The following is a 25,380-nucleotide window of genomic DNA, read 5'->3' on the forward strand; positions in this document are numbered from 1 at the left end:
AGCAGACGTTAGATATGAACAAAATACGAACAAAATACGAACAAAGCGCTTCACTTTTACTGATGCTGGCGCTATGGGGCAGGAGTGTAACATTTCCGTCATATACGACAGCTTTTTTTATGCGGATGACCCCATATTTGCTCTTTTTGCGCATCGAGATAATATTTCGCACATCTTTCATTCAAAAAACAAAAAAAATTAATCGATATTTCTATATATGCTCTTGTTGCGCTGCACCCCGAGGTTCGCCAGACAGACGCCCGCCAGCACCCTGCCACCGTGCCCAAAGCAAACAGATACCCTGCTCTTTTCGGATGCTCAATCAGGGAAGCAGCTTCTTTATCACTGGCGGGATAGGTCGGCAGAAGTCACAATACCGCACGACAACCTGCCAAAGCCCGATGTCTCTTTGAGAGATGCCCTTTTCATCCCATGATCATCAGCCACCCTTGCATGCTTTGGTTTCTTCGCAAAATCATCAATGTCGCCGGTTCGCTCGTCCTTGCACTGACAGCAGGCTTCGCACTCTACAATTACCTGACGCCGACGGCCCATGCCGCGGAGTTGCGGCAGTACCGATACAACCAGATCAGCATCACGACCTGCCAGATTGATCTGCAACAAGACAACTTGCGTATGTATTGGAAGGACCCGGCCGGGACTATCTTCGGTACCTTTGCCAATCTGCGCGCATGGCTGCGTCCGCAAGGCAAGGATCTGATCTGCGCCACCAACGCCGGCATCTACGACAAAGAACATAAACCGCTCGGCCTCTATATTGAAAACGGCGTCACGCTACGCAAGCTCAACACGCGCCAGAACGCCTACGGCAACTTTTACCTGCAGCCGAACGGCGTCTTTATCGTGGAAGAAAAGCAGGCCCGGATTGTCGATACCGCCAGCGTTGACAGCGACCGACCGCGCTGGTTGTCGCAAGCCCTGTACGCCACGCAATCGGGGCCGATCATGCTGCGCAACGGCGAGATCAATACGGCCTTCGATCCCGGCTCCATCAATCTGTTCGTGCGCAATGCGGTCTGCATCGATCCGTCAAAGAAGGTCGTGCTGGCGATGGCAAGAAATCCCATCACCTTCCACGACTTCGCTCAGTTTCTGCGCGATAAATTGCAATGCGTCGATGCGCTCTACCTCGACGGCAACATCTCGCGCATTTATCCCTCGCTGGAAGCAGACATCGGCCCCTCCTTCGGCGCCATCATCGGTGTGGAAAAGACGGTCACGCAAAAATAGACCGGCAGAGACGCATTACGCATATCGACATGCAAAATCATTCGTTCGTCCGGAACGTGCGATATGTGAACATCCCGCCTTGCCTTCGCCGGCGTCGTTGCCGGCTTACAGGGTCAGACAACCTCGGGAGAAGAAATGCGTCGCTGGTCAATTTCAGTACTGCTAACCATCCTTGCTCTGAGCGGCAGTGCCGTTTCAGCACAAGATAAAACCAAGATCAAAGTGGGAGTTTCGGTCGGCAACTCCGAACAGACATTTGAAGTCGTGAAACGCGTTGCCGCCCGCGACGGCCTCGACATCCAGATCATCACCTTCAGCGACTACCTTCAACCGAATGAAGCACTTGCGGCCGGCGACCTTGACGCCAATGCGTTTCAGCACAAACCTTTCCTCGATAGCCAGATCAAGACGCGCGGTTACAAACTGGTGCCGGTCGGCCTGACGATCACCGCACCACTCGGCATCTATTCAAAGAAATACAAGTCAATTGACCAATTGCCGCAAGGCGCCAGCATCGGTATTCAGAACGATCCGTCCAACGGCAATCGCGCCCTGTTGCTGCTGCAAAAGGCAGGCCTGATCAAACTCAAACCTGGTGTCGGCGAAAACGGTACCAATGCCACGCCGCTGGATGTGATCGAGAATCCAAAGAAGCTGAAACTCGTGGAACTGGATGCGGCGCAGCTGCCGCGTTCGCTTGATGACCTGGCGGCTGCATCGATCAATAACGATTACGCTTTCAAGGCTGGTCTCTCCCTGCAACGAGACACCATCGCCGTTGAAGACGCCAAAGGCCGTTATGCCAATCTGATCGTGACGCGCGTGGAAGACAAGGACAAGCCTTGGGCAAAAAAACTGGTGAAGGCATACCAGTCTGACGAAGTACGCAAATTCATTGAGGCTGAGTTCAAGGGATCATTGGTGCCGGCATTCTGAGAGGCATCATCGCGATACAACGACGATGATGACGATGAGGACCAAGGACGCTAAAAAGCAAGTAGCGGCGAAGGCCCAAGGATCCGGGCTCTGACAGCAGCAACGGCCAATCATGTCGCCGCAGAAGAAAAAAGACCCGCAGCAATGGACTGCGGGTCAAATTCCCTTTTCAAGAGGGAGGTTGAAGGAACAGTTCAACCATTTTTAGGATTCCCTCCTCACCACAAAGTTCGCAGTTCTTCAAAAACACTTTCAAAATTTGCGGCGTTAGAGCCCGAACATGAAAACGCCCATCCCGGATTTCTCCCGGATGGGCGCTATTCCACTACCAAACCAATACCAAAAACCTGCGCGTGAGGGCTGTTTAAGCCCGCACGCGAACTTAGCGATCCTTAGGGCTTCTTGTCGGTATTGGTAGTGTTGTCTGCCGGCGGCGTTGCCGGTGGCGCGGCATCTGCTGGTTTTGCATCACCTGCCGGCGCTGGCGGTGGCGTCATGGCTGGTGGAGTTGGTGTTGCCGGTGCAGGTGTGGCGGCAGACGAATCGCTGGCCGCTGGTGCAGCCGGCGCCTCATCGCGTTTGTTACACCCCGCCAGCAAGGCGGTCAACATGACAGAAGCTAACACTGCGTGACGTACTAACATAGTTCCTCCAATGAGTTATTGAACACGAGTTGAACACAAGTGACTACATGCACAAATTTAGATGCGCTCACGTTCAATTGTTCCCGCCCGGCAGGCCGCATCTTGTAGGAGAATGGACATTCTTTGCGTAAGTCTTCGCGACAATCCATTCCAACAATTCCTTCTTCGCTCCCGCATGCCGAATAAACCTTCATTTCTGGCCTCAACACTGTTTTTTTGTATTGTTTCTTTAGCACTGCCACTCTTCGCGCATGCCGAGATTGCACCATTGACAAGAGAGCAATGCGCAACGATGCAACAGAACAAAGTCCTCAGCACAGAAAACCCGGTGAAATGCGAACGCCTGATGCTGGTCTCGTTTGCCTATCAGGATTTTGAAGGACGCCGTCACGATGATGGCCGGCTGGTCGTACTGGATGTCGTTGCCCCGCAAGTGCAAGCGATCTTTAATGCACTGCTGCAACGCGGCTTTCCGTTGCAAAAGGCAAAATCGCTGGAGGCATATCAGGGCGACGACGAGGCATCGATGACGGACAACAATACCTCCGCCTTCAATGGTCGCCCGATGACGGGCGGCAGTACCTGGTCGAAGCATGCCTATGGCGTCGCCATCGATATCAACCCGCTGCAGAATCCCTATATAAGCAAGGACACCGACAAGCAAGTCGTCGTATTGCCTCCTTCCGCACGTGGGCAGTACCAATCACGCGTGCCCGTGCGCGCAGGCATGGCCGAAGAAGTACGGGATATCTTTTTCAGGCACGGGTTCATGATCTGGGGCGGGCATTGGAAGCAGCCAATCGACTACCAGCATTTTGAAATCGGCAGCAGAGACTTCATTGCCCGCTTGCTGAGTTTGCCGCTGCAACAGGCGCGTCGTGAGTTTTCTTCTTACGCTGCGACTTATGCAACCTGCATGTCTGATAGTGCGATAGCAGATCTGGCAGTACGAGGTAAGGCGTGTGCCGGAAAAAGCAAACGTTGAAACCGAAAATGGCGCGCGCGTTCAGCGTATTTCAAGCAGAACTCGTACTGCTTCGCGACGCGCTGTGCCGTTCACATCGCCGCGCAGCAACACCTCACTGCGTTGCTGCAAGTAGTGGCGTGCCGCGGCCTGTTTAAGCGAAGGCAGCGTTTGATTCAGGGTGTCGATCAGCAACGGCGTCAAGCGATCCAGCTCCGGCCGGATATCACGTGCCAGATCCGGAGGCGCGATAAAACGTTCACGCTTTTCCCGGCGCCACTGCGCATGCAGGTCCAACTGAATCAACTTGCCGGCATCGAATTGCGCCTGAAAGAAACGGCGCATGAATGCTTTCTCATCCTCGCTTGCACTTGTCAGCGAGGCGCTCAGATCATCCAGAATCTTCTGTTCACGCACAGGGTCGTTAATGGGCGCACCGGAATTCCACTTTGACTGGGCGACCATGACCGCGACGTTCAAACGCTGATCCATCAACGTCAACAAACGATCAATCTTTTGCTGGTCGGCGGCGGCTATGCCGGTCGGCAGCGACTGGCAGGCAGAGAGCAGCAACGATACTGCAAGCACTTTCCACAGCAAGAGCAGCAAGCTATTTATTTGATTTGTCTTCATTGGCGTCATTGTGATTTCCATGTAACTATCGATATGTGTTGCTCTGCATCGTTATTCTTGCGCAGCATGACCAAATAGCCAGTTTCTCACAGCGGGTTTCCCACAGCCAATTCCTTCTGCTGCCGGCACTTTAAGACTTTTCCTATATGTCGAACGCACCGAATTCCCCACAATGCAAGGCATCCGAATCCACCTGCGATGTCCTATGCAAATCGTCTTTCTTATCTGGCCTGTCCTGCTATTGCCCGTTTTGCTGGCATGGCTGACACGCCCCGGCCAAAGCACCAACCGGCTCACCACGCCAAGCTCAGCGACAAAGATTGCGACAAAGATTGCGACAAAGATTGCGACAAAGATTGCGACAAACACTGCGACGTCGACAACCATGACAGCGCCAGCACAGAAAGTTGCCAGCCACAGTCCTGTCCATCGCAAGGAAGCGCACCGCACCCAGCTTGAAACGTTGGAACTGGCGGTCGCGCAACGACGCCGCGAATCAGCCGCCTATCGCCTGGCAGCACGAACCGCGTATCAGGAAATGCAACAGATGCGTGATGAACCGGAAGAACTCTCCCTGCCACCATCCCCGATACAATACATGCCGCCGGCGACACACATGCTCGGCACGCAAAACAGTTTCCGCAACACCCATCGGCATCCCCTCGCCCGCCTCGGCTGAATATACAAGTCTTCTTTGCGCTTGTTAAGAAAAGAAGTGGGCGCCGTCAAAAACGTAAAGCTGTGTAAGTTATTCCGCACGTCATGAGACGAGCCGTCTTCCTCGCCTATACTGGCTTCGCTGGATCGACACTACAGAATTCGTTTCTTCATCAGAGGGGTGCACTATGACGATCAATACCGTTTCTTCTTCCAATGCAGCGACAACTGCTCACGCGCAACAAGCTGCCAAACGCAAACCATCGACCGTGGACTTTGCCAAGGTCATGGCAAGTACCAGTGGCGATATCAAGACCGATACCAACACCGCGACAAAGCAAGGCAATTCGAGCTCCGTCACGGCAGTTGCACAAAACGCCGACGGCACAAAAGTCAGCGGTTAAGCCTTCGGTGAGTCAGCAGTTGAGTTGTTATCGCCGGAAAGTAAAAAAGCCACGTTCGCGTGGCTTTTTTATTGCTGTCGATAGTGAAGCGGCTACGCGCATCGTAACAATGCCGGCGTGAAATGCAAAAAACCGCTGAGAGCCAGAAGCTATCAACGGTTTTCAACATGTTTGGTTGCGGGGGCAGGATTTGAACCTACGACCTTCGGGTTATGAGCCCGACGAGCTGCCAGACTGCTCCACCCCGCGTCTGAAGAAAAAGATTATACGACACATCTGCGAACTATGCAAACCCATTGCTCGAATTCTTTCCTCACTCCGCTTTCATCCGCCCCTTGCTGGCGTGCTGAGCCGTAGCAACGCGCCTGCGCGCGCCGCCGACGATAAAAGAGTATCCCTACAGACGACAGTGATACACTTCTACCCGCACTTTGCCATGAATCATCTATCACGCGATGGCGCCTGACCGCCGTCGACCATTTCTACAAAAACACGTCGATCGTCTTTTATGAAATTTTGTTCTGAATGCGCTCATCCGGTCTCTCTGCAGATTCCTCCCGATGACAATCGCCCGCGCTTCGTGTGCGGCAATTGCGGCGCCATTCATTATCAAAATCCGAAGATGGTGGTTGGTTCGATCCCGGTCTGGGAGCGCGACGGTAAATTGAGCGTGCTGCTGTGCCGCCGGGCCATCGAGCCGCGTCACGGTTACTGGACGCTGCCGGCCGGCTTCATGGAAAACGGCGAAACCACCACCGACGCCGCCACGCGCGAGACCGAAGAAGAAGCCGGTGCGCACATCAAGCTGGGCCCGCTGTTCTCGCTCATCAATGTTCCGCATGTGCATCAGGTGCATCTCTTTTACCTGGCTGAGCTGCTCGACCTTGATTACGCCGCCGGCACCGAGAGCCTCGAAGTTGCCATGTTCAAGGAAGAAGACATCCCCTGGTCGGAGATTGCCTTCCCCACCGTCGAATACACATTGCGTTCCTACTTTGCGGATCTGGCCAGGGTGAAGACCGGCGACGGCAGTTTCGGCCTGCACACCGAAGATATCCGCAAACGCATGATGCAACCAGACTGAAGAACCGCCCATGATTTCCTGGCTGGATGTCGATTCTCCCTTCCCGGATGTCTCCAAGGCGCTGACCGAGCCGGCCGGCTTGCTGGCCGCAGGCGCCGATTTATCGCCGCAACGTCTGCTCAATGCCTATCGCCACGGCATCTTCCCTTGGTTCTCCGAAGGTCAGCCCATCCTTTGGTGGAGCACCGATCCACGCATGGTGCTGTACACCGATCGCTTCATCATCTCCGACAGCCTCAAAAAGACCCTGCGCAAGATCGAACGCAGCCGTCATACCGATGCCCGCTGGGAGATACGCTTCGACTCGGCTTTCCGCGAAGTGATGCGCGCTTGCGCTGCGCCGCGCAAGGACGATGCCGGTACCTGGATTTCGAAAGACATCGTCGACGGTTATTGCGGACTGCATCGGGCCGGTTATGCACACTCGTCCGAAGTCTGGCTGGACGGCAAGCTGGTGGGCGGTGCGTATGGCGTGTCCATCGGACAGATGTTCTATGGCGAATCGATGTTTGCACGTGTGTCCGACGCCTCCAAGGTGGCGCTGGCGTATCTGGTGCACTTCCTGCGTCAGCACGGCGTGCAAATGATCGACTGCCAACAGGAAACCCCGCACCTGGCCTCATTAGGGGCAGTGCCGATCCCCCGCCAGGAATTCCTCAAGCATTTGCGCCAGGCCATCGAAGCGCCGCAGATCACCTTCTGGCACCCGCTGGATCTGCTCACCAAGCCGTAAATGTTGCGTAAAAACCCATTCGGCAGACGCAGTTACTGCTTCCGGAAAGTAGTGTAAATTAACGGTAATCGTGACGATTTTGTTACATCGACGCCATTGCGGCGCGCACTACGAATTGAAGTAAGCGACTGCACTCCAGGACATCACAGGACGCACATGACGCACCTTAAAGACCTGCCGTTTTCCACGTTGCAGTTTTATGCGACGGCTCCTTATCCATGCAGCTACCTCGATAACCAGCAAGCCCGCTCGCAAGTCGCCACGCCTTCACATCTGATCAACGCCGATGTCTACTCCGAACTGGTCAAGACCGGTTTTCGCCGTAGCGGCATCTTTACCTACCGCCCGTATTGCGACGGTTGCCAGGCCTGTACGCCGGTGCGCATCAAGACGGCAGAATTCGTCCCCAATCGCAGCCAGCGCCGTGCCTGGACCAAGAATCAACAACTGGTGACGCTGGTCACCAATCTGACCTACGCCTACGAACACTACGAGCTTTATCTGCGCTACCAGTCAGTGCGCCACGCCGGCGGCGGCATGGACCAGGACAGCCGCGACCAGTACGCGCAGTTCCTGCTGCAAAGCAAGGTCAATACGCGCCTGGTGGAGTTCCGCGAACCCGGCGGTACGCTGCGCATGGTCAGCATCATTGATGTGCTCGATGACGGCTTGTCATCGGTCTATACCTTCTACGATCCGGATGTCGAAGGCTCTTCCTACGGTACCTACAACGTCCTGTGGCAGATCGAACAAGCCCGCCAACTGGGTATTCCCTACGTCTATCTAGGCTATTGGATCAAGGAAAGCGCCAAGATGGCCTATAAAACCAACTTCCGGCCGCTGGAAGCATTGCAGAACGGCAACTGGAGTGAATTACCCTGATCCCTCACCGCAGCTGCCTCGCGGCCGCATTGTAGTCAACCTGCAGTCACCTGATAGTCCCCATTTTCAGCGGAAAACCGCACCGGACACGTTAAAATAGCGGCACTTTTCCCTCTAGCCGACTCATCGTGTCCGATAAATTCCTCTACGCCCTTGCCCGTCCGCTGCTGTTCTCCCTCGACGCAGAATCCGCTCACCATCTGACCTTGCCCGCCCTGCGCCGCGCTGCTGCGCTCGGTCTGACCGGCTTCATCAGCAAACCTGCCGCCGATCCGCGTACCGTGATGGGCATTTCCTTCCCTAATCCGGTCGGTCTGGCTGCCGGTCTGGACAAGGACGGTTCGTACATCGACGGCCTGGCCGCACTCGGCCTCGGCTCGATTGAAATCGGCACGGTAACGCCACGCGCGCAGCCGGGCAATCCGAAGCCGCGCATGTTCCGCCTGCCGGCAGCGCACGCGATCATCAATCGCATGGGCTTCAACAATGGCGGCGTCGACGCTTTCGTCGCCAACGTGCAAGGCTCGCGCTTCTATCAGGGTAAGCAAGGCGTGCTGGGTCTGAATATCGGCAAGAACGCCGACACCCCGATCGAACGCGCCGCCGAGGATTACCTGCACTGCCTGGAAAAAGTCTATCCCTACGCCAGCTATGTGACCGTCAACATCTCGTCACCCAACACCAAGAACCTGCGTCAGTTGCAAGGCGCCTCCGAGTTGGACGCCCTGCTGTCGCAACTCAAGGAAGCCCAGTTGCGCCTGGCCGACAAGCACAAACGCTATGTCCCGGTCGCATTGAAGATTGCACCGGACATCGACGCCGAACAGATCAAGAACATCGCCGACGCGCTGCTGCGCCACAAGCTCGACGGCGTCATCGCCACCAACACCACCATCACGCGCGATGCCGTCAAAGGCTTGCAGCACGGCGAAGAAGCCGGCGGCCTGTCGGGCGCACCGGTGTTTGAGCTGTCGAATCAGGTAGTGCGCGGCCTCAAGGCAGAACTGGGCGATGCGCTGCCGATCATCGGCGTAGGTGGGATCCTCAGCGGCAGCAACGCCAAGGCCAAGATGCAAGCCGGCGCGTCGCTGGTGCAACTGTATTCCGGTCTGATCTATCGCGGCCCCGCGCTGGTCAAGGAATGCGCAGACGCACTGCGCTAAGCTGCCGAACCGACCGACGTAAAAAAACCGCCATTGCATTTGCGTGCAATGGCGGTTTTTTATTACGGCTGAAGATTAAAGACTTATTGCAACTTAGAGAACCTTGCGTAGGAAATCGCGGGTACGTTCATTCTTCGGTTCGCCCAACACTTGCTGCGGCGGACCTTCTTCCATGATCACGCCCTGATCGATGAACAGCACGCGGTCCGACACTTCGCGGGCAAAACCCATCTCGTGCGTAACCACGACCATGGTCATGCCTTCTTCGGCCAGCGTCTTCATCACGGTCAAGACTTCACCTACCAGCTCAGGATCGAGTGCGGAAGTCGGTTCGTCGAACAACATGACCTTCGGCTCCATCGCCAGCGCGCGGGCAATCGCTACACGCTGTTGCTGGCCGCCCGACAACTGATTCGGGAAGGCGTCGATCTTGTCCAGCAAGCCGACTTTCTGCAAGAGCTTCTCGGCCACCAGCACTGCTTCGCGGCGCGACAGTTTTTTCACTTGCATCGGCGCCATGATCAGGTTTTCCAGCACCGACATATGCGGGAACAGGTTGAAGCGCTGAAACACCATACCCAGGCTGGCGCGCAGCGTATTCAGATCGACCTTGGGATCGTTGACCTTGACGCCATCGATGAAGATCTCGCCGTCAGTCGCTTCTTCCAGACCATTGAGGCAACGCAGAAAAGTGCTCTTGCCGGAACCCGAAGGACCGATCACGCACACCACTTCGCTCTCTTTGATCTCGCAGTCGATGCCGCGCAAGATATGCGCTTGGCCGTACTGCTTTTGCAATTGCTTGACGCTGATCATCGCGCATCTCCTTTGCCGTAGCGTGTTTCGAGGTGACGGACAAATGCCGACAGCAGCAAGGTAATCGCCCAGTAGATCAATGAAATCGTCAGGTACGGTTCCCAGTAGCGCGCATACGCGCCGGAGACCGTGCGCGCAGCATACGCCAGCTCTGCCAGACCGATGGCCGAGGCCAGCGACGAATCCTTGACGATGGCGATCGCATTATTACCCAGCGGCGGCAGCATGCGGCGGAACGCCTGCGGCAACACCACCTTGCGCAGCGTCTGCATGTAGGTCATGCCGAGCGAGCGCGACGCCTCACTCTGGCCGCGATCAATCGACTGAATACCGGCGCGGAAGATCTCCGACACATACGCGCCCGAGTTCAGCGTAATCGCCAGCACCGCCGAGGCGAAGGCGCCGTATTGCGAGCGGATTTCACGCGCGATATCGCCGCTCAGAATCAGGCCACCGCTCGGATTGATCAGCATCGGCATGAGCGCGAAATGGATCAGCAGGATTTGCACGAACAACGGTGTGCCGCGCAGGAAACTGACGTAAAAGCGTATCGGCCATTGCACCGCATAACGCAGGAAATATTTCCAGAAACCATGGCGCGCTTCAGCCAGTCGGCCGACGCCCAACACCAGGCCCCAGCAGGTTCCGGCGATCACGCAAATGATCGCGGCCTTGATGGTCATCCACGTGCCCTCGACGAACAAGGGCAGGTACTCGCCGATGATTTCCCATTGAAAGAAAGAATTCATGAATGCAATCCGGGTAAAAATCTGCCCACGGTCTGCAAAGAGAACGTGGGCATGGGGAAGACGTACTTAAGTGCGGATTGTCAGCTTATTGGAGTGGCAGTGTCGGCACGTTGGCGTCGAACCATTCCTTGTAGATCTTGGCGTAGGTGCCGTCGGCAACGATCTTCTTCAGACCTGAGTTGATCTTGTCCTGCAGTTCCTTGTTGCCCTTTTTCACGGCGATACCGAAGTATTGGCGGGTGAACTTGGCGTCGCCGACCACCTTGAATTGTTTTTCAGGATGGCTCTTGATGTAGAACTTGATCACACCGACGTCACCGATGGCCGCATCAACCCCGCCGCGATACAACTCTTCCAGCATCAGCGGCGTATTGTCGAAACGGTGGATGGCGGTGCTGGACTTGCCGACTTCTTCCGACAGGATGATGTCGCCTGCGGTCGAGTTGACCACGCCGACTTGCAGCTTCTTCAGGTCAGCCAGTGCAGCGACTTTGGAGCCGGAACCGGTGATGATGACTTGCTCAGCCGGAAAGTATGGCAGCGAGAAGTCGACCATCTGGGCGCGCTTTTCAGTGATGGTGATGCCGGAAATGATGATGTCGCGGTCGCCCTGGCCCAGAGTGGCAAAAATGCCTTCCCATGGTGTGCTGACCAGCTTGATCTGGAAGCCGGATGCCTTGGCGATGGCCTTGATGATGTCGATGTCGAAACCGACCAGTTCCTTCTTCGGCGTTTCGAATTCAAACGGGCGGTAAGTGCCGCCGGCGCCGACGACGTAAGTCTGGTCGGCTGCCTGAGCTGCGGTGGCGGACAGTGTCAGCGCCAGAACGCTGCTGGCGAGCACGACAAATTTCTTGAACGACATTGTTTTCTCCCTGAGGTGAAGCGGTAGTGAAGCTTTTTGTTGATGAAACATGCCAAATCGATGGCACTGGTAAAAATGAAACCCACAGAATTCTTTGCTGCGGCTCTGATTTCTCAGTCGGCATCGGCTCGCATTTGCGCAAATTGCCGGAAGTCATGCCGGGCGCATGCCAGGAGCGTCCCGTGCGCGAAACCCGACATGATCCGGCGTATGCTTCGATCCGTCAACTGACAAATTGTCGCTTTTTTATCGAATAAGTGTCGATTTGCCAAACAAACTCTCTACCAGCTCGACAACCAGCTCCGCCGTCTGGTTGCGCACGTCACACGCGGGATTGAGCTCCATCACATCCAGCGATGCGAGACGACCTGTATCGGCAATCATCTCCATGCAAAGCTGTGTTTCGCGGTAAGTCGGCCCGCCCGGCACGGCCGTGCCCACTCCCGGCGCCACCGCCGGATCCAGGAAGTCGATGTCGAAGCTGACGTGCAAATGTGTGTCTGCATCGATGCCGGACAGCGCCTGCTCCATCGTTACTCGCATGCCATGCTCGTCAATATGGCGCATGTCGTAGACACGCAAACCAAGTTCACGCAGGTGCTGCTTTTCTTCGCGATCGACACTACGGATACCGATCTGGCGGATGGCGTCCGGCTGCAGCGCCGGCACCTTGCCGCCGATGCCAGTCAGCTGATCAGGGCCAATGCCGAGCAAACTGGTGACCGGCATGCCGTGGATATTGCCGGTCGGCGTCGAGGTATTGGTATTGGCGTCGGCATGCGCGTCCAGCCACAACACCAGCAGCTTCTTACCCTGCTCGCGACAATACTGTGCCACTGCCGCAATCGATCCGATTGCCAGCGCGTGATCGCCGCCCAACAGCACCGGCAACTGCCCTTGCTGCAAGGTCGTGTGTACCGCTTCATGCACACTGCGGTTCCAGGCGACGACTTGTTCCAGATGACGGAAACCGTCAACAGGCCCTTGTTGCGGATTGGCCGGACCGCTCAGGTCGCCGCCGTCCGTCACATCGAGGCCATGCTGTTGCAAAGCCTGCTGAAGATTGGCCACCCGCAGGGCTTCTGGCCCCATCGATGCGCCACGACGACCGGCGCCGATGTCGGTAGGTGCGCCAATCAGTCTGAGTTGTTTCATGGTGGTTCCTTAACAAGTGAAGCGGATAAATCAAATCGTGAGCACATTGCCCGACGGGTAAGGACATCATGCATGCAGCAACGCTGCTTTCTGCAGCACGTCCAGCACAGCCGGCGTGCCGCCGAGGGCAACGCCGTACAAATTCTTGGGATCGGCCAGTTCCGGCACCAGGTCGATGGATTGCGCATCGTCATCGCCGACTTGCTCGTCGAGATAACGCAGAGCGGAAAAATCCTCCAGGGCGAAGCCAACTGAATCGAACACCGTTACCTCGGTATCGCTGCCGCGCCCTGCCGCTGCGCCCGACAACACCTGCCACAGCTCGGTCACGGCAAAATCGGCCGGCATCTGCTGTAATTCTCCTTCGATACGCGATTGCGGTTCAAACTCCACAATGACGCGCGCTTTGTTCAATACATCGCGATGCAACTCGGTCTTGCCGGGGCAATCGCCGCCGACGGCGTTGAGATGCATACCGGCCTCGATCATGTCCGGCGTGACGATGACGGCATTGCGCTTGTCAGCCGTCACGGTCGTGACGATATCGGCGCCGCGCACCGCTTCAGCAGCACTTCCAGCACGCACGATGCGCAAGTCCGGATAGGCGGCGAGATTGCGGCACAGCTTGTCAGTCGCTGCGGGATCGACGTCAAACACGCGCAGCTCTTCAATGCCCAGCAGGCAATGAAAAGCAATCGCCTGGAACTCGCTCTGCGCGCCATTACCGATCAGCGCCATCACGCGGCTGTTGCGACGCGCCATATAGTTGGCCGCCAGCACCGACGTCGCTGCAGTACGCAACGCAGTCGTCAGGGTCAGCTCGCTCAGAAGGCGCGGATAACCGCTGTCCACATCGGCAAGCACCCCGAACGCCGTGACCGTCAGCAAACCGTGGGAAGTGTTCTTGGGATGACCGTTGACGTACTTGAATGAATACAGCTTTCCGTCCGAAATCGGCATCAATTCAATCACGCCAACCGCCGAATGACTCGCCGTCCGCGCAGTTTTGTCGAACTGTTGCCAGCGCAAGTAGTCTGCTTTGATATAGCCCGTCAGCGCATCAATGACGCCTTCCACTGAGCGGGTGGCCACGAAAGACTGCAATTCCCGGGTTCCGATGTACTTGACCATGATGATCAGCGTTACTGCTCGCTGCCGTTGTTTCAATGAAAGAAATTTTACAGATGAACATTGGAAATTTGCTTTCTTTATCCTATAAATAAAGAGATAGTTATGCAGCTTTATTTCATTACAAGGAGATTCCATGGATAAACTCGACGTCAAGATCCTCGAATTGCTGCAAAACGACGGTCGTATGAGCAATGTCGACATCTCGGAAAACATCCATTTATCGCCCCCGCAATGCTTGCGCCGCGTCCGCGTGCTGGAAGAACAAGGGGTGATTCGCCGGTATGCGGCATTGGTTTCGCCCCCTGCGGTGGGGCTGGATGTCACGGCTTTTGTGGCGTTGTCGCTCGACCGCGCCCAGTTCAAGCAGGTGCGCGAGGTGGAAAGCGTGATCCGGGCGTTTCCGGAAATCATCGAGTGCTACACGATTTCCGGCGATTTCGACTATCTGCTCAAGGTGGTATCGCACGACCTCAAGAGCCTGTCGCACTTTTTGACCGACCGTCTGATGCAAGTGCCTGGCGTGGCCGGCCTGCGCTCGATGATTTGTCTGGAAGAAGTCAAACCGCAGTCGGGCTTGCCGATTACGCTGGAGGATCGTTGAGCGCTTCTGCGGGGATGTAAGAAATTTGCTGCGCCACAAAGCTGTCGAAAGCCTGCAGCAGCGGCAGATATTTGTCTTCGTCAGCTTCCAGCTGCGCCAGCGCATGGCAAGCGGCTTCCAGCGTCGACAACTGATCGGCGCGATGTGCCTTGCGGATCCGGTATTGCGACGCCGGCGGATCGATCAGCGGCAGGCGCGGCAGTTGTTGCAACAGAGGATTCAGGTACAGCATCTTGCGGCTCTTGCGCCAGGTCGCGTCAAGGATGACCAGTCGCAAGCGCGTCGGCATGGATAACTCTGGCAACGCTTGCGCGTGCGACTCGCCGGGCGTCTCCGGGTAGAGCAACAACGGTTGTATCTGCTCCCCTCCCACGTCGGCATACAGCAACCGACGCAAGGTCTCTTCCTCAAATTGTTCACCGTTGACCAGCTCGCTGCCGTCCAGACTGAGATGCAGCAAACGCCCGCTCCCTTTGGCCTGATGGATTTCCAGCGGATGCTGCAAGATCAGTACCTGCGCTAACGGCGTCAGGCCCCTGATCCAGGCACAAATACAACTGCTCTGCGCACGCAGACAACGCAAGCACATCGCTCGTTTCGGATTCAGACCGGTGCTCACGACTTGGCGCTCATGATGCGATGTATTCTTGCAAGCCCTCAACCAAGGCGTCGAAGGTCACGCTCACGCGTGCGCTGTTACGCAGATCCTCGTGCATCGTCACCCAGGTCTCAAGCTGCATGGAAAACTGTTTAGGAAGCAAGCGCACCAGATCCGTACTGCGCCTGGCCAACGGTGCCTGGCAAATACCGATGCCGTAACCTGCACGGATCAGCGCCAGTTGCGCCAGATCGCTGTCGGTGCGCAATGAAAAATGACTGCGGCGCATGATCGCCACATCCTTGGCGGCATTCCGCACGAACGCGGTTTCCTTGTCGAAACCAACCAGCGTGTGTTCCGTCAACTGATCCATGTTCTTCGGCGTGCCATGTTGTGCAAGGTAATCCTTGTGCGCGTGAAAACCAAGTTCGATCACGCCGACACGGCGCGTGACCAGTACCTCCTGCGTCGGCCGCAGCATGCGCACAGCAATGTCGGCTTCACGCCGCAGCAAGTCTTCGACACGATTCGACAAGGCCAGCTCGACCACCAACTCCGGATGCGCCCGTTTCAGCTTGACCAGAATCGGCGGCAGGATTTCCGCGCCCACTACTTCACTTGCCGTAATGCGGACGGTGCCGCGTACTGACGCGTCCTTGCCGCCATGGGCCGATGCCGCTCGCATCAGGGCCGCCGTGGTTGATGCCAGACTTTCTGCGTATGGCTGCAAGCTCAGCGCCGCTTCCGTCGGCATGAAGCCATGTTGCGAACGCGTAAACAAAGCGAAGCCCACAGCCTGCTCCAGCGCATCCACATGGCGCCCGATCGTCGGTTGCGTCAGCCCGAGCGAACGTGCCGCCGCCGAGAGCGAACCCTCGGTCAGTACCGCGAGAAAAGAACGATAAAGCTCCCAACCGGGATCCGCAGTGATTTGTTTAGTCATACAAATAAGTATAGCAGCTCACTCATTTTCAACAATTCCATTTAGCCCGCATTTGTCCGACACTGGCTTCATCAGATCTCGCGATCAACCTTCAACCATGGAGTAAATCATGAACAATGAAACGACGACGACAAAGACCGCCCTGGTGCTCGGCGCTACCGGCGGCATCGGCGGCGAAATGGCCCGCAAGCTGCAGGCGCGTGGCTGGCAAGTACGCGCCCTGCATCGCAATGCCGCCGAAGTCGCCGCCCGCCCCGGCATGCAACAGTACGATTGGATAGCAGGCGACGCCATGCAGCGTGCCGACGTGGTTGCAGCGGCACGCGACGTCGACCTGATCGTCCACGCCGTCAACCCGCCGGGCTATCAACGCTGGGCCGAGCTGGTGCTGCCGATGATCGACAACAGCATCGCCGCCGCACAGGATTTCGGAGCACGTATTTTGCTGCCTGGCACCGTCTACAACTACGGCCCGGATGCCCTGCCGAACCTGAGCGAAGACTCGGCACAGCGCCCGCTCACCCGCAAAGGTGCGATTCGCGTCGAGCTGGAACGCCGCCTGCAAGCCGCTGCCGGCGATAATGTCCGCAGCCTGATCGTCCGAGCCGGTGATTTTTTCGGCCCGCACTCAGGCAACAACTGGTTTTCGCAATGCCTGGTCAAACCGGGCAAGATACCGACGTCGATCACCAATCCCGGGAAACAAGGACTCGGCCATCAGTGGACCTATCTGCCGGATCTGGCCGAGACCATGATGCGCCTGATCGAACGAGAAGAAGCGCTGGAGGCGTTCGCGACCTTCCAGATGCACGGGCACTGGGATGCCGACGGCATGCAGATGATCAACGCCATTCGCCGTGCGGTCGGCAACCCCGCACTGCCATTGCGCAGCTTTCCATGGTGGCTGCTGGCACCGGCCTCGCCTTTTGTACCGCTGTTCAAAGAAATGAAAGAGATGCGCTACCTCTGGCAACAACCGGTGCGCATGAGCAATCAACGCTTGCTGCAGGTTCTGGGTCACGAACCGCATACGCCGCTGGATGAAGCGGTGCGCGCGACGCTTGAAGGTCTTGGTTGCCTGCCTGCATCCAAACAGCACAATACCGCGACGGTCTGAGCACGTTAAAAAACCGCCTTCATTGGAAATCTGAAGGCGGTTTTGATTGAGCAGAACAGCTCTTGTCCCGAGTCAATGCGCAGTCGGCTCGTTCAATGCGGCAACGATATCGGCGCGCTTGAGTTCCGGTGCAAATTGCAGGATAAAGTCGTAGGTGTAAGCACGCAGATAGGCGCCGCGACGCACTGCCAGCCGCGTGATGTTCTGCGCAAACAAGTGCGATGCCTCAATCGCCTCCAGACCATGATGCTTGCCCTGCTCGATCGCCATCGATGCCACGATGCCCACGCCCAGGCCAAGCGCGACGTATTGCTGAATCACGTCCGAATCCATGGCGGTAAGCACGATATCCTTCTCGATGCCGGCCTTGCGGAAGGCATCGTCGATGTGACCGCGACCGGTGAAGCCGACGTCATAGGTAATCAGCGAATGCGCGGCCAATTCTTCCAGCGTGATCGGATGTTTTAGCGACAGCAGCGGATGCCCTTGCGGAACGACGATGACGTGGTTCCAGGTATAGCAAGGGAAAGAGACCAGATCCTTGAATTGGCTCAGGCCTTCCGTCGCGATACCGACATCGGCCTTGCCGGACATGACCCACTCTGCGATATGTTCCGGCGCACTCTGCTGGAGCGCAATCCGCACTTGCGGAAACGCCGCACGGAAAGCCTGCACCACGCGTGGCAGAACATAACGCGCCTGCGTGTGCGTAGTCGCAATGGTCAGCGTGCCGCTCTGTTCACCGGCGTATTCCTGACTGGCCTGACGCAGATTTTCCGCTTCCAGCAAGAGACGTTCGATGATGTGCAAGATGCCCTTACCCGGCTCGGTCAGACCGATCAGACGCTTGCCGTTACGCTCAAAAATTTCGACGCCGAGCTCTTCTTCCAGCTCACGAATCTGGCGGCTCACACCGGGTTGCGAAGTGAACAGCACGTTGGCGACTTCAGTCAGGTTGAAGCCGCAACGTGCGGCTTCTCGGATGGAACGCAATTGCTGGAAATTCATCGTGCATCCTTATTCTGTGTGACCCCGGTAGAGGCCGCGTTGTCGACGAACACATGCAGGCGGCGCGGTCGCACCACCAGTGTTTCGCCATCTTTCAGATTCAATTGTGCAAAACGCTCGTTGGAAATGACGGCTTCGATCAGTTCCGAATTATCGTCACGCTCCAGTTCCAGTTGCGCCAGCGGCCCGATGGCGTGCGAGCGCCTGAGCTGAGCGACGATACCTTCAGCGCCGGGTGAATAACGGTCGACTTCGAGGTCATGCGGACGCACGTAGCCGATGCCTTTTTCATCCTGTGCCTGCGCATGATCCGGCGCGTCAAAGGTAACGCCGCCTGCTTCCAGCACGCCCTCGTGCACGCGGCCATGGAACAGGTTCACGTTGCCGAGGAAGCCGTAGACGAACGGCGACGCCGGGTGGTTGTAGACCTCGCTCGGTGAACCGATCTGTTCGACGTTACCCTTGTTCATCAACACGATCTGGTCGGCCACTTCCAGCGCTTCTTCCTGATCGTGGGTGACGAAAATACTGGTGACATGCAGCTCGTCATGCAGACGGCGCAACCAGCGGCGCAGCTCCTTGCGTACCTTGGCGTCGAGTGCGCCAAACGGCTCATCCAGCAGCAGCACGCGTGGTTCCACCGCCAACGCGCGCGCCAGGGCGATACGCTGACGCTGACCACCAGACAGCTGCGGCGGATAACGATCTGCCAGCCAATCCAGTTGAACCAGTTCGAGCAGGCTGGTGACCTTTTCCCGGATCTGCGCTTCCGACGGACGCTGATTGCGTGGTTTGACGCGCAGGCCGAAGGCGATGTTTTCGAACACCGTCATGTGCTTGAACAAGGCATAGTGCTGAAAGACAAAACCCACCTGGCGCTCACGCACGTGGCGTGCCGACGCGTCGTCGCCGTCCAGCAGCACCTGGCCGGAATCAGGCGACTCCAGACCGGCAATGATGCGCAGCAGCGTGGTCTTGCCACAGCCGGACGGGCCTAACAAAGCGGTCAGTTCGCCTGCGGGGAAATTCAGCGAAACGTTGTTCAGCGCGACAAAATTTCCGAACCGCTTGTTGATGTCTTTGACTTCGATGCTCATGCTTAACTCCTAATCCTTATTCCAGATCTGCGCCGGGATGGGCGACGTGTGCGGTCAACTGCTTGTGCAGACGCCACTCGATAAAGCTCTTGATCGCCAGCGTCACCAGCGCAAGGAAAGCCAGCAGCGACGCCACCGCAAACGCACCGACGATATTGAATTCGTTGTACAGAATTTCCACCTGCAGCGGGATCGTGTTGGTCTCGCCGCGGATATGGCCCGACACCACCGACACCGCACCGAACTCGCCCATCGCACGGGCATTACACAGGATCACGCCATACAGCAGCCCCCACTTGATGTTCGGCAAGGTGACGTGCCAGAAGGTCTTCCAACCCGATGCACCCAAAACCAGCGCAGCCTCTTCTTCTTCGCTGCCCTGCGACTGCATCAGCGGAATCAGCTCACGCGCCACAAAGGGGAAAGTCACAAACACCGTTGCCAGCACAATGCCCGGCACGGCAAACAGGATCTTGATGTCATGCTCGCGCAGCCACGGACCGAAGTAACCCTGCAGGCCGAACAGCAGCACGTAGATCAGACCCGAGATCACCGGCGACACCGAGAACGGCAGGTCGATCAGCGTCAGCAGTATGTTCTTGCCGCGGAACTCGAACTTGGCGATCGACCATGCCGCCGCCACGCCGAACACCAGATTCAGCGGTACGGCGATGGCGGCGGTCAGCAAGGTCAGCTTGATGGCCGACCAGGCATCCGGTTCGATGATGTTGTCGATGTAGACGTCCCAGCCTTTTTTCAGGCCTTCATAAAAGACGGCGACCAACGGCACGAACAGGAACAAGGTCAGGAAAGCAAAAGCGATCCCGATCAGCAGGATGCGCACCCACAATGGTTCCAGCGTGGCAGCCGGTGCGTAAGCCGGCTCGCCGCGCATGATTGCGGTCGGGCCGGCGGCGGTGACGCCAGGAGTAATGATGGCGCTCATGTCAGACTTTCTCGGCCTGGCCGCGCTTGCGGACCCAGGCTTGCAGCAGGTTGATGGTCAGCAGCAAGGCAAAGGACACGATCAGCATCACCACGGCAATGGCGGTTGCGCCGGTGTAGTCGTATTGCTCAAGCTTGGTAATGATGAACAGTGGCGTGATCTCGGACACCATGGGCATATTGCCGGCGATGAAAACCACCGAGCCGTATTCGCCGGTGGCGCGGGCAAACGCCAGCGCGAAACCGGTCAGCAAAGCAGGAAAGACGGTAGGAAAAATCACCCTGGCGAAGGTCTGCAAACGCGAAGCGCCGAGGCTGGCGGCAGCTTCTTCGAGTTCGCGTTCCGCATCTTCCAGCACCGGTTGTACGGTACGGACGACAAAAGGCAATCCAATGAAGGTCAACGCCACCAAGACGCCCAACGGGGTGAAGGCAACCTTGATGCCGAGCGGGGCGAGATAGCGGCCGATCCAGCCGTTCTGCGAATACAGCGTCGTCAATGCAATGCCCGCCACGGCGGTCGGCAAGGCAAACGGCAAATCGACCAGCGCGTCGATGATGCGCTTGCCCGGGAATTTATAGCGCACCAATACCCATGCCACGATGCCGCCGAAAATCACGTTCAGCAGCGCCGCCAATAACGAGGCGCCAAATGTCAGGCGATACGACGCCATCACGCGCGGCGACGTCACAGCGCTGACGAAAGCATCCCAGGTCATGGTGAAAGTCTTGAGGAACACCGCAGACAAGGGGATCAGGACGATTAACGTCAGATAGAACAGCGTGAAACCGAGCGACAGGCGAAAGCCCGGCAACACCCGGAATGGCGCTTTATTAATAACAGGTAAGGCGATTGGCACAGTCACGCTTGCACTTCCTTCTTCTTTGGCACCGGTGTCAGACCGCTTTCGGCGTGACACAACGGCATCTCTTATTACAAATACGACTAATGAAGGCCGATATTCGCATCGCATTGTTATAAAGAGAACGAATTTTTTTGCATGTTTATAGAAAGATTACGCATATAGAAAACCGCAAAAACAACTTGAGCGGCGCAAAACCGGTGCCCCCGCTTTCCTCGGAAAGCGGCTTCAGCCATAGTCATCCGACGACTGACCACATATAAAATTAAAAATTGGTCAACCACTTAAGAAAGCGAGAAGTGAGCTTTCAATTGCCTTACAAGCCGCATCCATAGCCACTTTGGCGAACCACAAAATAAATCGGCCAGACCATATTGCAATATTGGTCAGGCCAACCTAGAATGGCCTGACCAATTTTTCGCGACCTTTAGAAAAGCACGCCATGCTCAAAGTCGTCACTGCTCTCGCCGAACTCAGCGCCCCCGAAACGCGGCTTTACCGCGTGGTCGCCGATCGTATCCAGGCATTCATCCGCGATGAGCAGATTCACGCCGGTGAGCGCCTGCCGTCGGAACGTGATCTGGCTGTGCAGCTCAAGGTCAGCCGCGCATCGGTCCGCGAAGCGCTGATTGCGCTGGAACTGACCGGCGTGATCGAAGTACGCGGCGGTTCCGGGATTTATGTGATCGAGAAGAAAGGCGCAGCGCCGGCCATCCAGGAAATCGGCCCCGGCCCTTTCGAGATCCTGTCGGCGCGCTGCATGATCGAAGGCGAAGTCGCCGCGATTGCCGCGCGCATGGCCACTGACGGCGCACTCGATGCGATCCTGCGCGCGCTCAACGACATGGAGCGCTTCTATCACGACCGCCCCAACAACGAAGAAGCCGACCGCACCTTCCACCTGTCGATTGCCCGCGCCACCGGCAACAGCGCCCTGGTCAGCGTGATCGAAAACCTGTGGGACCAGCGCGGCCGCCTGTGGATCAAGATGGAAGAGCACTTCCATACCGAAGAGTTGCGCCAGCAAACACTGGTCGACCATCGCCGCATCCTTGAGGCCATCGTCGACCGGGATCCCGAAGGCGCCCGCAAGGCGATGCATGCCCATCTCGAACGCGTGACCACGGAATTCTCGCGCGGCTGGGGCGGCGGCAAGGCTTATATGCCGCATCACCCGGAGTAAGGACAGAAGCGACAGCAGATTCAAAAAAGAAACCGTCATGGCATCCGCCAGAGGCCGGGGTAGACAACACCCGATAGAGCCAAGGATGCCGTGAACGGACAAGCAAGCCATTGGAAATCAGGAGACGACATGCCATTGCTGCACCCAGACCGATTATTTCCCGCTGATCCGGACACGCGTACCATTGCGCGCCGTCTGTATAAAGAGATCAAGGATGCCCCTATCGTCAGCCCGCACGGTCACACCGACCCGAGCTGGTTTGCCGACAACGCCGCCTTCCCCAATCCGTCCGCCCTGCTGATCCAGCCGGACCACTATGTTTTCCGCATGCTGTTCAGCCAGGGCGTCAAGCTGGAAGACCTCGGTATCCCAACACGTGAAGGTAGCGATGGCACTGCCGTGGAAACCGATCCGCGCCGCATCTGGCGTCTGGTGGCCAAACACTGGCCGCTGTTTCGCGGCACGCCGTCCGCCATGTGGCTGGATCATGTGTTCCAGGAAGTGTTCGGTCTGGAAGAAGGCCTGAGCGTCGCCAACGCCGACCGTCTCTACGATCACATCGACGCCTGCCTTCAGCGTCCGGAGTTCCGTCCGCGCGCGCTGTTCGAGCGCTTCAACATTGAAGTCATCGCCACCACCGAGTCGCCGCTCGATCCGCTGGCCCATCACGGCAAGCTGAAAAACGATCCCTGGCAAACCGCGAAGGGTCGTCCACGTGTGGTCACCGCCTATCGTCCCGATCCGGTGATCGATCCGGAATTTGAAGGCTTCGCCGCCAACGTTGCCCGCTTCGGCGAGCTGACCGGGGAAAACACCCGCACCTGGGAAGGCTATCTGAACGCGCACCGCAATCGCCGCGCCTTCTTCAAGGAACACGGTGCGACCTCGACTGATCATGGCCATCCGAGCGCACGTACCGCCGACTTGCCACTGGCCGAATGCAAAGCACTGTTCGACAAGGCGCTCTCGGGCAAGATCACCCGCGATGAGGCTGAGTTGTTCCGTGCGCAAATGCTGACCGAGATGGCGGCGATGAGTATTGACGATGGCCTCGTGATGCAGATCCATCCCGGCTCCTGGCGCAGCCACAGCCCGACGATGCTGGCACGATTCGGCCGCGACAAGGGATTCGACATTCCGATGCAGACCGAATACGTCGGTGCGCTCAAGCCACTGCTCGACCGCTTCGGTCTCGATCCGCGTCTGTCCGTCATTCTCTTCACGCTGGACGAAACCAGCTACTCACGCGAGCTGGCGCCGCTGGCAGGTGTGTATCCGGCACTCAAGCTTGGCCCTGCATGGTGGTTCTTCGATGCGCCGGAAGGCATGCGCCGTTTCCGCGAGCTGACGACCGAGACCGCCGGCTTCGCCAACACGGTCGGCTTCAACGACGACACCCGCGCCTTCCTGTCGATCCCTGCGCGCCACGACGTCAGCCGCCGCATCGATTGCGGCTATCTGGCGCGACTGGTTGCCGAACATCGCCTGAAGGAAGACGAAGCGCTGGAACTGGCGCATGACCTGACATACCGATTGGCCAAACAGGCTTATCGCTTGTAACCGTTTTTTGAAAGAGAAGCACATCAGCAACATAGCAATGCGCTAGTACGGATTGAAGATGCATCAGAACGTTATAAGACGTCCGCGTTATCCCGGTACCTAATATCCATTCCAAGGAGGAGACAGTAATGAAACAGGTTTTGAACACCTTGCACAAAGCGACCCGTCGCACCGTCATGGCAGCCGCCATCGGCCTGGGCCTGGCCGCAATGGTCGGCAGCCCTGCAGCACATGCGCAGGCAGCCGTTACCATCAACGTGGTCGACGTCGCCGGTTCGCTGGCCTTGCTGCAAGATGCTATCGAGTCGTACAAGACCGCGCATCCCAACGTCAAATTCACCTTCACCAAAGCGCCTGCGCCTGAGCTGCCAAGCAAGCTCAAGGCGATGCAGAACGCCAAGCGCAGCGACATCGATCTGGTCCTCGGCGGCACCGACATCCTGGCCGCCGGCATCGAGCAAAACCTGTGGGTGACACTGCTGCCGGAAAACAATGCCAAGTTTGCACCGCTGACCGAGAACTATCTGCCGGAAGTGAAGAAAATGCAGGAACTGGCGCATAACCAGGGTCTGGCCGTCGCCTTCATGCCTGCCGGTCCCCTGCTGGAATACAACCCGGACAAGGTCAAGCAAGTGCCGACCACGCCACAGGAATTGCTGGCATGGTGCAAAGCCAATCCGAACAAGCTGATCTACGCCCGCCCGGCCAACTCCGGCCCGGGCCGTACTTTCCTGATGGGCCTGCCGTACCTGCTCGGCGACAAGGATCCGAAAGATCCGGTCAAGGGCTGGGATAAGACCTGGGCTTATCTGAAAGACCTGAACACCTGCATCGAGTACTACCCGGGCGGCACCGGCGCCGTGATGAAAGAACTCGGCGAAGGCTCGCGCGACATGACCGTCACCGTGACCGGCTGGGACATCAATCCGCGCGCACTGGGCGTGGTGCCGAAAGAGTTCAAGGTCGGTGCCTTCAAGAACATGACCTGGGTCAACGACACGCATTACATGATCGTGCCGAAGGGTCTGGCTCCCGCCAAGCAAGCCGTGGTGCTGGACGTGATGGCCTATCTACTGCAGCCGAAGCAACAGGCGCAGACCTACGACAAGGGTTACTTCTATCCTGGCCCGGCAATCAAGAACGTGCCGGTAACGATGGCGCCGCAAGCCAGCCAGGACACGCTGAAAGAATTCGGCCGCGCCGAGTACGCCGACTGGATTGCCAAGTTCCCGCACGTGCAACCGCTGGATGCGCAGGTAATGGTGAAAGCATTCCGTATCTGGGATGAACAAGTCGGCGCACAGAAGTTCAAGTAAGCAAACGCAGCAGAAAAAAAGCAGAGACAAGCCGGGTGGCAACAACACCTTCCACGCCACCCGGCTCATTACGATCAATAAG

28 protein-coding genes and 1 tRNA gene are annotated in these 25,380 nt (G+C 57.3%); 15 read left to right on the top strand and 14 right to left on the bottom strand.

What is annotated here, in order from left to right; all coding sequences use genetic code 11:
- Positions 1-453: 453 nt before the first annotated feature.
- Both hmeg3_RS14270 and hmeg3_RS14275 read left to right on the top strand, forming a co-directional pair.
- Positions 454-1,251, top strand: a complete 798-nt coding sequence (locus hmeg3_RS14270; RefSeq protein WP_232511645.1) for a phosphodiester glycosidase family protein — start codon at positions 454-456, stop codon at positions 1,249-1,251.
- A gap of 135 nt (positions 1,252-1,386) precedes the next feature.
- Entirely contained in the window at positions 1,387-2,187 is an 801-nt protein-coding gene (locus hmeg3_RS14275) for a MetQ/NlpA family ABC transporter substrate-binding protein (RefSeq protein ID WP_094564312.1), read from the top strand.
- A 392-nt stretch (positions 2,188-2,579) separates the two neighbouring features.
- Here the strand turns inward: hmeg3_RS14275 and hmeg3_RS14280 are convergent, their stop codons facing one another.
- On the bottom strand, positions 2,580-2,831 hold the full coding sequence (locus tag hmeg3_RS14280; protein ID WP_094564313.1) for a hypothetical protein: 252 nt from the start codon (positions 2,829-2,831) through the stop codon (positions 2,580-2,582).
- A 112-nt stretch (positions 2,832-2,943) separates the two neighbouring features.
- On the opposite strand from hmeg3_RS14280, the gene hmeg3_RS14285 reads away from it, so the two are divergent.
- Positions 2,944-3,816, top strand: a complete 873-nt coding sequence (locus hmeg3_RS14285; protein WP_232511646.1) for a M15 family metallopeptidase — start codon at positions 2,944-2,946, stop codon at positions 3,814-3,816.
- Positions 3,817-3,837: 21 nt separating this feature from the next.
- On the opposite strand, the gene aroQ is transcribed toward hmeg3_RS14285, so the two are convergent.
- On the bottom strand, positions 3,838-4,449 hold the full coding sequence (gene aroQ / locus hmeg3_RS14290) for a gamma subclass chorismate mutase AroQ (RefSeq protein WP_232511647.1): 612 nt from the start codon (positions 4,447-4,449) through the stop codon (positions 3,838-3,840).
- Between the two features lie 364 nt (positions 4,450-4,813).
- On the opposite strand from aroQ, the gene hmeg3_RS24745 reads away from it, so the two are divergent.
- Entirely contained in the window at positions 4,814-5,107 is a 294-nt protein-coding gene (locus tag hmeg3_RS24745; RefSeq protein WP_157739274.1) for a hypothetical protein, read from the top strand.
- Between the two features lie 166 nt (positions 5,108-5,273).
- Entirely contained in the window at positions 5,274-5,489 is a 216-nt protein-coding gene (locus hmeg3_RS14300; protein ID WP_094564316.1) for a hypothetical protein, read from the top strand.
- A 172-nt stretch (positions 5,490-5,661) separates the two neighbouring features.
- Here the strand turns inward: hmeg3_RS14300 and hmeg3_RS14305 are convergent.
- A tRNA-Met gene (locus tag hmeg3_RS14305) sits at positions 5,662-5,738 on the bottom strand.
- 259 nt (positions 5,739-5,997) lie between these two features.
- Between hmeg3_RS14305 and hmeg3_RS14310 the strand changes: the two genes are divergently transcribed.
- The 4 genes from hmeg3_RS14310 (at position 5,998) to hmeg3_RS14325 (ending at position 9,351) form a co-directional block, all read left to right on the top strand.
- Entirely contained in the window at positions 5,998-6,573 is a 576-nt protein-coding gene (locus hmeg3_RS14310) for an NUDIX hydrolase (protein WP_094564317.1), read from the top strand.
- A gap of 10 nt (positions 6,574-6,583) precedes the next feature.
- A complete protein-coding gene (gene aat, locus hmeg3_RS14315; protein WP_094564318.1) occupies positions 6,584-7,306 on the top strand; it encodes a leucyl/phenylalanyl-tRNA--protein transferase in 723 nt (240 codons plus the stop codon).
- A 156-nt stretch (positions 7,307-7,462) separates the two neighbouring features.
- Positions 7,463-8,188 carry an arginyltransferase gene (locus hmeg3_RS14320; RefSeq protein ID WP_094564319.1) on the top strand — a complete coding sequence of 242 codons (726 nt, stop codon included), beginning with the start codon at positions 7,463-7,465 and terminating at the stop codon, positions 8,186-8,188.
- 128 nt (positions 8,189-8,316) lie between these two features.
- Positions 8,317-9,351, top strand: a complete 1,035-nt coding sequence (locus hmeg3_RS14325; protein ID WP_094564320.1) for a quinone-dependent dihydroorotate dehydrogenase — start codon at positions 8,317-8,319, stop codon at positions 9,349-9,351.
- 93 nt (positions 9,352-9,444) lie between these two features.
- On the opposite strand, the gene hmeg3_RS14330 is transcribed toward hmeg3_RS14325, so the two are convergent.
- From hmeg3_RS14330 to hmeg3_RS14340, 3 genes are all read right to left on the bottom strand, one after another.
- The gene (locus hmeg3_RS14330) at positions 9,445-10,167 is read right to left on the bottom strand and encodes an amino acid ABC transporter ATP-binding protein (RefSeq protein WP_094564321.1); all 723 of its coding nucleotides are present in this window, start codon (positions 10,165-10,167) and stop codon (positions 9,445-9,447) included.
- Positions 10,164-10,916: an amino acid ABC transporter permease gene (locus tag hmeg3_RS14335; RefSeq protein WP_094564322.1), complete on the bottom strand. Its 753-nt coding sequence runs from the start codon at positions 10,914-10,916 to the stop codon at positions 10,164-10,166. The genes hmeg3_RS14330 and hmeg3_RS14335 overlap by 4 nt, the downstream gene beginning before the upstream one ends.
- A gap of 85 nt (positions 10,917-11,001) precedes the next feature.
- A complete protein-coding gene (locus hmeg3_RS14340; RefSeq protein ID WP_094564323.1) occupies positions 11,002-11,781 on the bottom strand; it encodes a basic amino acid ABC transporter substrate-binding protein in 780 nt (259 codons plus the stop codon).
- A 26-nt stretch (positions 11,782-11,807) separates the two neighbouring features.
- Between hmeg3_RS14340 and hmeg3_RS24750 the strand changes: the two genes are divergently transcribed.
- Positions 11,808-12,038, top strand: a complete 231-nt coding sequence (locus tag hmeg3_RS24750; protein ID WP_157739275.1) for a hypothetical protein — start codon at positions 11,808-11,810, stop codon at positions 12,036-12,038.
- Here hmeg3_RS24750 and rocF read toward each other — a convergent pair.
- Together rocF and hmeg3_RS14350 are read right to left on the bottom strand one after the other, a co-directional pair.
- Complete coding sequence (gene rocF, locus hmeg3_RS14345) at positions 12,028-12,936, bottom strand: arginase (protein ID WP_094564324.1); 909 nt, start codon at positions 12,934-12,936, stop codon at positions 12,028-12,030. The genes hmeg3_RS24750 and rocF overlap by 11 nt on opposite strands.
- Before the next feature lie 66 nt (positions 12,937-13,002).
- Positions 13,003-14,067, bottom strand: coding sequence for an ornithine cyclodeaminase (locus hmeg3_RS14350; protein WP_094564325.1), 1,065 nt, complete (start codon positions 14,065-14,067; stop codon positions 13,003-13,005).
- A 133-nt stretch (positions 14,068-14,200) separates the two neighbouring features.
- Here hmeg3_RS14350 and hmeg3_RS14355 point away from each other — a divergent pair, with 133 nt between their 5' ends.
- On the top strand, positions 14,201-14,668 hold the full coding sequence (locus hmeg3_RS14355; RefSeq protein ID WP_050479609.1) for an Lrp/AsnC family transcriptional regulator: 468 nt from the start codon (positions 14,201-14,203) through the stop codon (positions 14,666-14,668).
- Here hmeg3_RS14355 and hmeg3_RS14360 read toward each other — a convergent pair.
- Together hmeg3_RS14360 and hmeg3_RS14365 are read right to left on the bottom strand one after the other, a co-directional pair.
- Positions 14,649-15,287 (bottom strand): tRNA-uridine aminocarboxypropyltransferase, encoded by a 639-nt coding sequence (locus tag hmeg3_RS14360; RefSeq protein ID WP_232511648.1) that lies wholly within the window; start codon positions 15,285-15,287, stop codon positions 14,649-14,651. The two genes, hmeg3_RS14355 and hmeg3_RS14360, sit on opposite strands and share 20 nt — an antisense overlap.
- A 10-nt stretch (positions 15,288-15,297) precedes the next feature.
- Positions 15,298-16,209, bottom strand: a complete 912-nt coding sequence (locus hmeg3_RS14365; protein WP_094564327.1) for a LysR family transcriptional regulator — start codon at positions 16,207-16,209, stop codon at positions 15,298-15,300.
- A gap of 109 nt (positions 16,210-16,318) precedes the next feature.
- On the opposite strand from hmeg3_RS14365, the gene hmeg3_RS14370 reads away from it, so the two are divergent.
- Positions 16,319-17,326 (top strand): SDR family oxidoreductase, encoded by a 1,008-nt coding sequence (locus hmeg3_RS14370; protein WP_094564328.1) that lies wholly within the window; start codon positions 16,319-16,321, stop codon positions 17,324-17,326.
- Between the two features lie 72 nt (positions 17,327-17,398).
- Here the strand turns inward: hmeg3_RS14370 and hmeg3_RS14375 are convergent, their stop codons facing one another.
- From hmeg3_RS14375 to cysT, 4 genes are read right to left on the bottom strand one after another with little or no spacing between them, the layout of a single operon-like run.
- Entirely contained in the window at positions 17,399-18,334 is a 936-nt protein-coding gene (locus hmeg3_RS14375) for a CysB family HTH-type transcriptional regulator (RefSeq protein ID WP_050479605.1), read from the bottom strand.
- Positions 18,331-19,431 carry a sulfate/molybdate ABC transporter ATP-binding protein gene (locus hmeg3_RS14380; RefSeq protein ID WP_094564329.1) on the bottom strand — a complete coding sequence of 367 codons (1,101 nt, stop codon included), beginning with the start codon at positions 19,429-19,431 and terminating at the stop codon, positions 18,331-18,333. The genes hmeg3_RS14375 and hmeg3_RS14380 overlap by 4 nt, the downstream gene beginning before the upstream one ends.
- Positions 19,432-19,447: 16 nt before the next feature.
- Entirely contained in the window at positions 19,448-20,377 is a 930-nt protein-coding gene (gene cysW, locus hmeg3_RS14385; RefSeq protein WP_094564330.1) for a sulfate ABC transporter permease subunit CysW, read from the bottom strand.
- A gap of 1 nt (position 20,378) precedes the next feature.
- On the bottom strand, positions 20,379-21,242 hold the full coding sequence (cysT, locus tag hmeg3_RS14390) for a sulfate ABC transporter permease subunit CysT (protein ID WP_094564331.1): 864 nt from the start codon (positions 21,240-21,242) through the stop codon (positions 20,379-20,381).
- Positions 21,243-21,681: 439 nt separating this feature from the next.
- On the opposite strand from cysT, the gene hmeg3_RS14395 reads away from it, so the two are divergent.
- The 3 genes from hmeg3_RS14395 (at position 21,682) to hmeg3_RS14405 (ending at position 25,298) form a co-directional block, all read left to right on the top strand.
- A complete protein-coding gene (locus hmeg3_RS14395; protein ID WP_094564332.1) occupies positions 21,682-22,422 on the top strand; it encodes a FadR/GntR family transcriptional regulator in 741 nt (246 codons plus the stop codon).
- A gap of 129 nt (positions 22,423-22,551) precedes the next feature.
- A complete protein-coding gene (uxaC, locus tag hmeg3_RS14400) occupies positions 22,552-23,982 on the top strand; it encodes a glucuronate isomerase (RefSeq protein WP_094564333.1) in 1,431 nt (476 codons plus the stop codon).
- 128 nt (positions 23,983-24,110) lie between these two features.
- Positions 24,111-25,298 carry an extracellular solute-binding protein gene (locus tag hmeg3_RS14405; protein ID WP_094564334.1) on the top strand — a complete coding sequence of 396 codons (1,188 nt, stop codon included), beginning with the start codon at positions 24,111-24,113 and terminating at the stop codon, positions 25,296-25,298.
- The last annotated feature ends 82 nt before the right edge of the window (positions 25,299-25,380 follow it).

It is taken from the genome of Herbaspirillum sp. meg3, assembly GCF_002257565.1.
Lineage (GTDB): Bacteria > Pseudomonadota > Gammaproteobacteria > Burkholderiales > Burkholderiaceae_D > Herbaspirillum.